General features: G+C 73.2%; 7 protein-coding genes and 1 pseudogene. 3 read left to right on the top strand and 5 right to left on the bottom strand.

Going from position 1 to position 9,710, the window contains the following annotated elements:
- The 4 genes from LLG88_08720 to LLG88_08705 all read right to left on the bottom strand — a co-directional run.
- The coding region (locus LLG88_08720) for a hypothetical protein (GenBank protein MCE5246982.1) at positions 1-190 on the bottom strand (190 nt) is incomplete at its 3' end.
- Positions 191-203: 13 nt separating this feature from the next.
- The gene (locus tag LLG88_08715) at positions 204-521 is read right to left on the bottom strand and encodes an OadG family protein (GenBank protein MCE5246981.1); all 318 of its coding nucleotides are present in this window, start codon (positions 519-521) and stop codon (positions 204-206) included.
- A gap of 123 nt (positions 522-644) precedes the next feature.
- Positions 645-2,957 (bottom strand): NADP-dependent malic enzyme, encoded by a 2,313-nt coding sequence (locus tag LLG88_08710; protein MCE5246980.1) that lies wholly within the window; start codon positions 2,955-2,957, stop codon positions 645-647.
- A 142-nt stretch (positions 2,958-3,099) separates the two neighbouring features.
- The gene (locus LLG88_08705; protein ID MCE5246979.1) at positions 3,100-5,187 is read right to left on the bottom strand and encodes a hypothetical protein; all 2,088 of its coding nucleotides are present in this window, start codon (positions 5,185-5,187) and stop codon (positions 3,100-3,102) included.
- A gap of 176 nt (positions 5,188-5,363) precedes the next feature.
- On the opposite strand from LLG88_08705, the gene truA reads away from it, so the two are divergent.
- Positions 5,364-6,320, top strand: a complete 957-nt coding sequence (truA, locus tag LLG88_08700; protein ID MCE5246978.1) for a tRNA pseudouridine(38-40) synthase TruA — start codon at positions 5,364-5,366, stop codon at positions 6,318-6,320.
- A gap of 34 nt (positions 6,321-6,354) precedes the next feature.
- On the opposite strand, the gene LLG88_08695 is transcribed toward truA, so the two are convergent.
- Positions 6,355-6,534, bottom strand: coding sequence for a hypothetical protein (locus LLG88_08695; protein MCE5246977.1), 180 nt, complete (start codon positions 6,532-6,534; stop codon positions 6,355-6,357).
- A 101-nt stretch (positions 6,535-6,635) separates the two neighbouring features.
- Between LLG88_08695 and tadA the strand changes: the two genes are divergently transcribed.
- Positions 6,636-8,546: a Flp pilus assembly complex ATPase component TadA gene (gene tadA / locus LLG88_08690; protein MCE5246976.1), complete on the top strand. Its 1,911-nt coding sequence runs from the start codon at positions 6,636-6,638 to the stop codon at positions 8,544-8,546.
- A pseudogene (locus LLG88_08685) lies at positions 8,546-9,208 on the top strand (HDOD domain-containing protein). Before tadA ends, LLG88_08685 begins: the two are co-directional and overlap by 1 nt.
- The last annotated feature ends 502 nt before the right edge of the window (positions 9,209-9,710 follow it).

Genomic DNA, 9,710 nt, shown 5'->3' with positions numbered 1-9,710 from the left:
GCGCGGCGGGCGCCTCGTCGCGGGCGGGGCGCGGCGCGGACGACGTCGCGCGTCGCGGCGCGGACGCTTCCTCCGGCCACACCTCGACCATGCGTCCTTCGACATCGACGCGCACCGGACGCTCGTCGAGGTCTTCGATCGCCGCGTCGAACTCGCGGCCGTCCACGCGGACTCGGCAACGGAAGGTCATCGTTCCCTCGATCTCAACGGACGCCCGAAAGGCGCGCGGCGCGGCGCCAGAGCGACTCGCGCGGCGCGGCGGGCGCGCCCGCGCGGCGGCGGAGCGCCAGCGCGGCGGCGACGGCGGCGGCCGCGGCGGTCCGCAGCGCGGCGTCCTCCGCCTCCTCGTCCAGTTCGGTCGTCGCCGCGGCGTCCGGCTCGGCCTCGGCGCCGGCGCCGGGCCGGACCGGCAGCAGCCGCGTCAGCGCGGCCATCAGCCCGACGAAAAAGAGAATCGCGGCGAAGACGATCCCCGCGCCGAGGAGCGTGATCGACAGGGCCGCGGACAGTGAGTCGTTCATCGCGGAGACTCTAACCCGGAATGGACGACGGGGGGAGGCGCGCGCCGCGCCGTCGTTGCGCCCCGGAAAAGCGGAGGGGCGGGATGTCCCGCCCCTCCGTTCGAATCGCCCCGGACGCGGGGGTCAGCGGGTCGTCCACTCGGTCGGCGCGACCCGCGCGGCGGCCGTCTTGCGCGCGCCGCGCCGCGCCTGCAGCGCCGTGATCGCCGCGGCGCGGACGATTTCGTCCACCGAGGCGACGTGGTTGAGGACGTTGACCGGCTTGTTCAGGCCGCAGAGGATCGGCCCGACGGTCGTGGCGTGGGAGACGTTGGCGAGCAGCTTGTAGCCGATGTTCCCCGACTGCAGGTCGGGGAAGACGAGCACGTTGGCGTCCCCCTTGATGCGGGAGTGGGGGAAGACCGCCGCGACCTCGGCGTTCAGCGCCGTGTCGGCCTGCATCTCGCCGTCCACGACGAGGTCGGGGCGGGCGCGCTGGACGATCTCCAGCGCCGCCGCGACCTTCGCCGCGTGCGCGTGCTTGACCGAGCCGAAGTTGGAGTAGGAGAGGAGCGCGACCCGCGGCTCGATGTCGAACAGCGTCTCCGCCGCCTCGGCGCCCATCAGCGCGATCTCGGCCAGCGTCTCGGCGTCGGGGTCGATGTTGATCGCCGTGTCGGTCAGCAGGTAGACGTGCTCCGGCAGGACGCAGGCCATCACCGCCGAGGCGCGCTTCGTGCCCGGGCGCATGCCGATGATCTCGAGCGCGGGGCGGATCGTCTCGGGGTACGACTTGCCGATGCCGCCGACGAGCCCGTCGGCGAGCCCCATCTCGACGAGCATCATGCCGAAGACGCCGCGCAGCCGGAGCAGCCGGTCGGCGCTGCGCGGGGTGACTCCGCGGCGCATCCGCAGCTCGTAGAGCCGCGCCGACATCTGGTCGAGGTCGGGGTAGGCGGCGTGGTCGATGATCTCCGCGCCGGCGAGGTCGATGCCGTGCTCCTCGGCCATGCCGCGGATCGTGCTCTCCTTGCCGATCAGCACCGGCGTGCCGATCCGCTCGTCCACCATCCGCTGCGCCGCGCGCAGCACCGGCAGCTCCTCGCCTTCGACGAGCACGACGCGCGCCGGGGCGCGCCGCGCCTTCTCCATCACGAGGCGCATCACGCGGCGCGACGGGCCGAGCAGCGATTCGAGCTTGCGGGCGTAGGCCTCCTTGCCCGGCCAGTCGGTGAGCCGCGCCACGCCGGAGTCGACGGCCGCCTGGGCGACCGCGGGGGCGACGTGCAGCAGCACGCGCGAGTCGAGCGGCTTGGGCAGGATGTACTCGGGACCGAAGCGGAGCTCGCTCACGCCGTAGGCGGAGAGGACCTCGTCGGTGACCTCGATCCGCGCCATGTCGGCGAGGGCGCGCACCGCGGCGAGCTTCATCTCCATGTTGATCTTGCGGGCCCGGACGTCGAGCGCGCCGCGGAAGATGAAGGGGAAGCCGAGGACGTTGTTGACTTGGTTGGGGAAGTCGGAGCGGCCGGTGGCGATGATCGCGTCGGGGCGCAGCGCCTTGGCGCGGTCGTAGTCGATCTCCGCCACCGGGTTGGCGAGGGCGAAGATCACCGGGTTCGGGGCCATCGACCGCACCATGTCGTCGCTGACGAGGTTCGGCCCGGAGACGCCGATGAAGACGTCGGCCCCGGCCATCGCGTCGGCCAGCGTGCGGGCGTCGGTCTCGACGGCGATCCGCTCCTTGATCGGGTTCATCCCCTTCGTCCGGCCGACGTAGACGACGCCGGTGCGGTCGCAGAACATGATCTTGGCGGCGTCGAAGCCGGCCGCGATCAGCATCGTGCGCGTGGCGACCCCCGCCGCGCCCGCGCCGAGGATCACGACCCGCACCTGCGCGCGGCTCTTTCCCTGCATCTCCAGCGCGTTGATCAGCCCGGCGGTGGCGATGATCGCCGTGCCGTGCTGGTCGTCGTGGAAGCAGGGGATGTCCAGCGCCTCGACGAGGCGTTCTTCGATCTCGAAGCACTCGGGCGCCTTGATGTCCTCGAGGTTGATGCCGCCGAAGGTCGGCGCGATCAGCTTGACCGCCTGGATGAACTGCTCCGGATCCTTCGTCGCGACCTCGATGTCGAAGACGTCGATCCCGGCGAAGCGGTTGAAGAGGACCCCCTTCCCCTCCATCACCGGCTTCCCGGCGAGGGCGCCGATGTCGCCGAGGCCGAGGACCGCGGTGCCGTTGGTGATCACGGCCACCAGGTTGCCGCGGTTGGTGTAGCGGTACGCGGCGTCGGGATCGCCCTCGATCACGTTGCACGGCGCGGCGACGCCCGGCGTGTAGGCGAGGGAGAGGTCGCGCTGCGTGAGGCACGACTTGGTGGGCACCACGCTCACTTTTCCGGGGCGCGGCTTTTCGTGGTATTCGAGGGCTTCCTCGTCGCGGATGCGGGGGCTCATGCCGGAGACTCCTAAGAAGGGGAAATGCGGGGACTATGACATCCTAGCCCGCGCCCGCACGCCTGTCCCGAACCGCGCGCGATTTGACAAGGAACGGCCGCCGCGTTCCCGCGCGGCGGCCGTCGGCGAAGAGGAAATTCGGTCAGCGCGCCGCGGAGATCGGACGCGTCGCGGCCGGGCGCGCCGCGACGGGACGCGGGGCGAGCCCGCAGCGCGCCGCCCAGAGGTAGGCGCAGGGGTGGAGGTCGCTGCGCCACGGCGCCCACTCCGGGCAGGTGAAGCGGACCGCCGCCGCGCCGAGCGGCGCCTGGTCGCGCCACGACCATTCGGCCGGCAGCTCTCCGGCGAACAGGTCGCCGCGGGCGGCCAGGCCGAGCCCTTGGGCGAGGCGCGCCTCGAGCTCCGGTCCCGCGAAGGCCGGATGCGCGGCGTCGATCAGCGCGATCGAGGCCGGCCCCTCCGCCGGGACGAGCGCGGCGAAGCCGCGCATCTCGCCGCGCGCGAGGCGGTCGAGGCCGCGGAGCGGCAGCGCGGACGGCTCGATGTAGACCGCGCGCCCCTTGCCGCGGCAGAGGCGGGCGACGAGCAGCGGCCTCGCGGCCGCGGGGATCGCCGCGGCCTCGTCGCCGAGCGCCGCCGCGAGCTCGCGGTCGAGCGAGCGGACGTCGCCGCGCGGTCCGAGTTCGGCGGCGAGCGCCGCGCGGAGGGCGCGCGAGGCGGCGGGCGCCTCGTTCTCGCCGCCGACGAAGACGCGCACCGGCGCCTCGTCCGCGGTGTGGAACGGGACGACCGTCGTCCGGCGCGCCGGCGCGCCGAGCGCCTCGGCGACGTGGCGCAGGAGGACTTGGGCCGCGGCGGCGCTCTTCTCCAGCCCGCCGAGTCCGGAGGCCGCGCCGAGCCCCGCTCCGGCGACGACGACCTGGGCGAGCGCGTCGCCGGCGGCCCGGCGCGCGAGGTAGTCCGCGCGGCGCTGCGGCACGATAAGAGCCGCTTCGTCGACGAGCGCGTCGATCCGCTCCCCGGCCGCGGCGACGGCGCGCGCGACCGCTTCCGCGCCGAGCGCGCGGCCGCGGTCGGCGAGGGCCTCGGCGAAGCGGCGCGGCGGCGCGGGGGGCGTCGCCGTCGCTTCCGGATTTTCCGGAACATCGCGGATCGGCACGCCGGAGACCGCGGAGCGGCGGCGCAGCAGCGCGTCGCGCCGCGCCGACGGCGCGAGGAGGTTCCACGAGGCGTCGGCGTCGTCGCGCCGCCCGGAGACGAAGATCGGGCCGAGGCCGAGGGTCAGCGCGGCGTGGACCAGCGGCAGCTCGTCGCCGAACGCGAACCCCGCGGCGTGGGCGCCGGCTTCCTCGGGAAGCGCGAAGGCCGTGCCGGCGTGGGGGAAGAGGAGCCGGGCCGCGGCGGGCACGGCGCGCCACGAGGGGGACGCCTCGGGGGCGGCGAGCAGCGCGGCGCCGGCGAGCCACGGCGCGCCGTCGGCGGGAACCGGGCCGCGGGCGACGACGACGTCCACCGGGACTCCCGCGGCGTGGAGCGCGGCGGCGGTGTCGGCGGCGGCGACGACGCAGCAGGAACGGGCGAGGGCGCGCAGCGGCGCGGCGCCGGGGCCGTCGGGGGGCGCGCAGACGACGAGGCCGGGGCGTCCGGCGAGCGCGTCGGCGCACGAGGCGAGCGTCGGGTCGCCGGCGAGGCGCGGCGCGGCGAGGATGATGTTCGCCCACGCCTCGGCCGAGGCCGGGGGGACGACCTTCGTCTGCGTCGAGGCGTCGATCGTCTCGCGCACGACGGCGCGGAAGGCCGCCGCTTCGTCGGGGACGAGGCGGGCCAGCGCCTCGAGCTCGACGACGGCCGCCGCGCGGGCGCCCGGAATCGCCGCGATCAGGCGCGCGGAGAAGTCGGCGAGGTCCTGGTCCACCACGACCCCCTCGAGCCGCCATTCGTCGCGCAGGAAGCGGCGCGCGATCTCCGCCATCTCCGGAACCGGCTCGTAGGCGACGACCCGCGCCGCGGGGAACATCCGCCGCGCGCCGGCCGCGGTGTAGGCCAGGCCGACGCCGAACAGGATCACGAGGTCCGGCTCCGCCCCGTCGAGCGCCAGCAGCTCGGTGTACGGCTGGCGGCGGTCGTGGATCGGCTCGCCGTCGAAGAGCAGCGTCGGGCAGAGTCCGGCGGGTTCGTCGGCGGGGACGATGGTCAGCAGGGGACGTTTGGTCGTCGTGACGTTCGGCATGGCGCGCTCCTTCGCGACAGTTGGGACCGGACTTTCTGCAAGCGCCGTGCCTGTGCCGTGTCGCCCCGGGGCTGTCCGGAGCAGTCCGCCGGCCCCCCGCGGGGCGGAACTTTCTTCCGACCGCGGTCGGCGGAGGGCGCCGCGCGGCGGGGCGGCGCGCCCTACAATGCCCGCCCATGCCCACCTACAAGCTCGTCGTCGAGTATCAGGGAACGCGCTATTCCGGCTGGCAGGAGCAGCGCAACGCCCGCACGGTCGCGGGGGAACTGCGCGCCGCGGCCGGACGGGTCGCCGGCGAGGCGCCGGACGTCGGCGGCGCGGGGCGCACCGACGCCGGGGTCCACGCGGTCGGCCAGGTCGCGCACCTGCGCTTCCGCAGCCCGATCGACCCGGAGCCGTTCCGCCGCGCGCTGAACGACGAACTGCCGCTCGACGTCCACGTCGCGGCGCTCGCCCCGGCGGCCGACAACTTCCACGCCCGCCACGACGCGAAGCTGCGCTCGTACGTCTACCAGATCTCGCGCCGCAGGACGCCGTTCGCGCGGCGGTTCGTCTGGTGGGTCAAGCGCCCGCTCGATCCGGCGGCGATGGCCGCGGCCGCGGCGCTCTGCCAAGGGAAGCGCGATTTCGCGGGCTTCTGCGAGCGGCCCGCCGACCAGACCAGCACGATCGTCGTCCTCGATCAGGCGCTGGTCGTCGAGGAGGGGGGGCTGATCCTCGTGCGGCTCGCCGCCTCCCATTTCCTCTGGAAGATGGCCCGCCGGATGGTCGGGGCGCTGGTCAAGGTCGGGGCGGGGGAGTGGCGGCCCGAGGCGATGGCCGCGCTGCTCGACGGCACGGCGTCGCCGAGCCTCGCCGCGGCGGTGGCCGAAGGGACCGCGCCGCCTTCGGGGCTCTTCCTGGAGCGGGTGCTCTACGCCGGGGACGCGCCGCTCGCGCCGCCGTCGGCGCCGTTCCCCGTGGCGGCGGAGCCGTTTCTCGCCGCGGCGACGCCGGTCCGGCGGCCCCGCGAGGGGACGAAGCCGGCCGGAGGCGCGGGGCGCGTCGAGGCAAAGGGGCCGGCCCCGCGGCATTTCGCCGGGGCGAAGCGCGGACCGGACGGGCGGCCGAAGCCGCGGCCGCCGCGGGGCTGACCGGCCGCGCGCCGGCGGGCGCGGAGGCCGCGGGTCAGAAGATGCGGCGGGTGCGGATTCCCGAATAGAGGCGGTATACGCCCAGCAGCGCGGAAATCACGCCGAGGGCGACCAGGGCGGCGCTGCTGTGCGTGAAGCGGAGCGAATACCCTTTGACGGCGCCCAGAAAGACCAGAACGGCCCCGAGGATCAGGAACAGCACGCCGCGCAGCATTTTCCGCCCCTCCGACGGCCGCGCGGAACGGGTCGCCGCCGGCCGGCCCAACTTATACATTTGATCCCTTGGCGGCGCCCGCCCGCGCCGCGGGAGACCTGATGAGCACCTCCGACACGACCGTTCCCGCCGCGGCCCCCGCGCCCGGCTCGCTGGGGACCGGCGAGCGGATCGCCAAGCTTCTGATCGACGCCGGCCGCCTCGCGCCGGAGCAGCTCCAGTACGCGCAGCGCGTGCGGGCGAAGCTGGCCGGCTCGCGGACGCTGCTCGCCGTGCTGCAGAAGCTCGGCTACGTGGACGAGGCGGCGATCCAGGAGACGCTCCGCGCGCGGCGGGTCTCCGTGCCGCTCGGCGCGCTGCTCGTCGAGTTCGGCTACATCACCGAGGCCGACCTCGGGGCGGCGCTCTCGCGGCAGAAGGAGCGCCCGGGGACGAAGCTCGGCGAGATCCTCGTCGAGAGCCAGGTGATCCCGCAGGACGTGATCTACGAGGTCCTCTCCTGCCAGCTCGGCTTCCCCAACGCCACCAGCCTGCTCTACAACCTCGATCCGGACGTCGCGCGGCTGGCGCCGACGAAGTGGTGCCGGCAGAACGAGTGCCTGCCGGTGGGGCGCGAGGGCCGGCAAGTGATCGTCGCCTTCCACGACCCGTTCGACCAGAAGGCGATCGGCGCGGCGAAGAAGGTGTTCGGCGAGGACCTCGTCGTCGGCGTGGCGTCGAAGCCGGCGATCCTCGACGCGATCGGCCATCTGGAGCAGGAGGCGCTGCGCCAGACGGCGGGCGGGGCGGCGGCGGAGAACGTCGTCGTCCGCAACGTGCACGACATGATCGCCCAGGCGATCCAGGACGGCGTCTCGGACATCCACGTCGAACCGATGAAGGACCGGCTGCGGATCCGCTTCCGCCGCGACGGCGTGCTCGTGCCGTACAAGGACTACCCGCTGGACATCGCGCCGGCCTTCCTCGGCCGCACGAAGATCCTCGCCGGGGCGGACATCGCCGAGAAGCGGCGGCACCAGGACGGCCGGATCCTGTTCGAGGACCGCGGGCAGGGGATCGACATCCGCGTCTCGATCTACGTCACGATCCACGGCGAGAAGGTCGTCCTGCGGCTGCTCAACAACCGGAACACGCTGCTCGACATCAAGGACGTCGGCATGGCGCCGCGGACGCTGGAGCGGTTCCGCGAGGACGCGCTCGACGCCCCGAGCGGCGTGGTGATCGTCACCGGGCCGACCGGGTCGGGGAAGACGACGACCCTCTACGGCGCGGTCAACTACCTCAACGATCCGCAGACCAGCATCATCACGGCGGAGGATCCGGTCGAGTACGTGATCGAGGGGATCTCGCAGTGCTCGATCAACCCCCGCATCAACCTGACCTACGAGGAGACGCTGAAGCACATCGTCCGGCAGGACCCGGACGTGATCGTGATCGGCGAGATCCGGGACCAGTTCTCGGCGGAGACGGCGATCCAGGCGGCGCTCACCGGGCACAAGGTGCTGACGACGTTCCACACCGAGGACAGCATCGGCGGCCTGCTGCGGCTGCTCAACATGAACATCGAGGCGTTCCTGATCTCCTCGACGGTCGTCAGCGTCATCGCCCAACGCCTCGTCCGCCGCGTCTGCCCGATCTGCTCGACGGAGAAGTTCCTCACGCCGCACGAGGTGCGGCGGCTGGGGTACGACCCGAAGGAGTTCGGGCGCGTGCCGTTCCGCGAGCCGCACGGCTGCCCGAACTGCCGCTTCACCGGGTACCGCGGCCGGGTGGCCGTCTTTGAGCTGCTCGTCCTCAACGAGATGGTCAAGGAGGCGCTGATCGCGCGGAAGACGTCGTACGAGATCCGCCGCGTCAGCACCGAGACGACGGGATTGGTCACGCTGCTCGAGGACGGTATAGTGAAGGCCGTCGCGGGACAGACGACGTTCCAGGAAATCCTGCGCACGCTGCCGAGGCTGTCGCCGCCTCGGCCTCTGGGCGAGCTGCGGCGCCTGCTTGGGGAAGTCTGATGGCCGGATCGCTGCTGGAACAGGTCAACCGCTTCGCGGAGGAGCGGAAGCTCGCGCTGCCGGTGGTGAGCCAGGTGGCGCTGCGGCTGCAGGCGATCGTCGCCTCCGACGAAGACTACGACATCGCCGAGATCGAGAAGCTGATCCTCTCCGACCAGGCGCTGGCGGCGGAGGTGCTGCGGGCGGCGAACTCGCCGTTCTTCGGCGGTTTGGCGAAGGCGACGACCGTGCGGAACGCGGTCGTGCGGCTCGGGCTGAAGGAAGTCACGCGCCTGCTGCTCCTGGCGAGCGAGCGGAGCAAGTACGGCGCGCACGACCCGAAGATCAACGAGCTGCTGCAGACGCTCTGGCGCCACGCCGGGGCCTGCGCGCTGGCCGCGTCGTGGCTGGCGCGGCGGCTGGGCTACGCGGAGTTCGACGAGCAGGCGTTCATCGGCGGGCTGCTGCACGACGTGGGCAAGCTCTGGCTGCTGCGGGCGCTCGACGAGATGAAGCGGGCGAAGGCGCTGGAGATCGAGCCGCCGCTCTCGCTGGTCAAGGAGCTGATCGACACGGCGCACGCGGCGCAGGGGTGCTTGCTGCTGGAGAAGTGGGGGCTGCCGGAGAAGTACGTCGCGGTGGCGCGGGAGCACCATTCCGACGCCTTCGACCGCCACAACTCGCTGCTGCTCCTGGTGCGGCTGGCGAACATGGCCTGCCGCAAGCTGGGGATCGGGCTGGATTCGGATCCGTCGATCGTGTTGATGGCGGCCGAGGAGGCGATGCTGCTCGGCGCGGGGGACGTTCTGCTCGCGGAGCTGGAGATTGAGCTCGAGGATTCTTTGGCGCGGCTTTGAATCTGCGCCGCGGCATTGCGGCTGCAGTGCGCGTGTCCGTCGAGACGTGGTCGGTGGTCGGGCGCGCAGGGCGCGTGTCCATCGGGGCGTGGTCGGTCGTCGGCCGAGGGGGGGGCCGTCGAACCCTAGAACTCAAGGGTATCGCCGGCCCCCCCTCGGCTGACGACCTCCAATCGATCGGTAGAACGGGGCGGCTTGCGCCGCGCGACGAGCATCGCGCCGTTCCGCGCCCCCCGTCCCGCATTGCGTCGCGGCCGGTCTTCTCGTCATCGCAGGGGCGGCGTCGGCTTGGCGACGGAGATGTCGTGTCTTGCTCGGCGACAGGAGG

The sequence above is a fragment of the bacterium genome, from assembly GCA_021372775.1.
In the GTDB taxonomy this organism is placed as follows: Bacteria; Acidobacteriota; Polarisedimenticolia; order J045; family J045; genus JAJFTU01.
This window is presented reverse-complemented; position numbering and strand designations above follow the sequence as displayed.

Coding starts and splice junctions, on each gene's coding strand:
- LLG88_08715 (MCE5246981.1), bottom strand. CDS start 521: ATGAACGACTCACTGTCCGCGGCCCTGTCGATCACGCTCCTCGGCGCG.
- LLG88_08710 (MCE5246980.1), bottom strand. CDS start 2,957: ATGAGCCCCCGCATCCGCGACGAGGAAGCCCTCGAATACCACGAAAAG.
- LLG88_08705 (MCE5246979.1), bottom strand. CDS start 5,187: ATGCCGAACGTCACGACGACCAAACGTCCCCTGCTGACCATCGTCCCC.
- truA (MCE5246978.1), top strand. CDS start 5,364: ATGCCCACCTACAAGCTCGTCGTCGAGTATCAGGGAACGCGCTATTCC.
- LLG88_08695 (MCE5246977.1), bottom strand. CDS start 6,534: ATGCTGCGCGGCGTGCTGTTCCTGATCCTCGGGGCCGTTCTGGTCTTT.
- tadA (MCE5246976.1), top strand. CDS start 6,636: ATGAGCACCTCCGACACGACCGTTCCCGCCGCGGCCCCCGCGCCCGGC.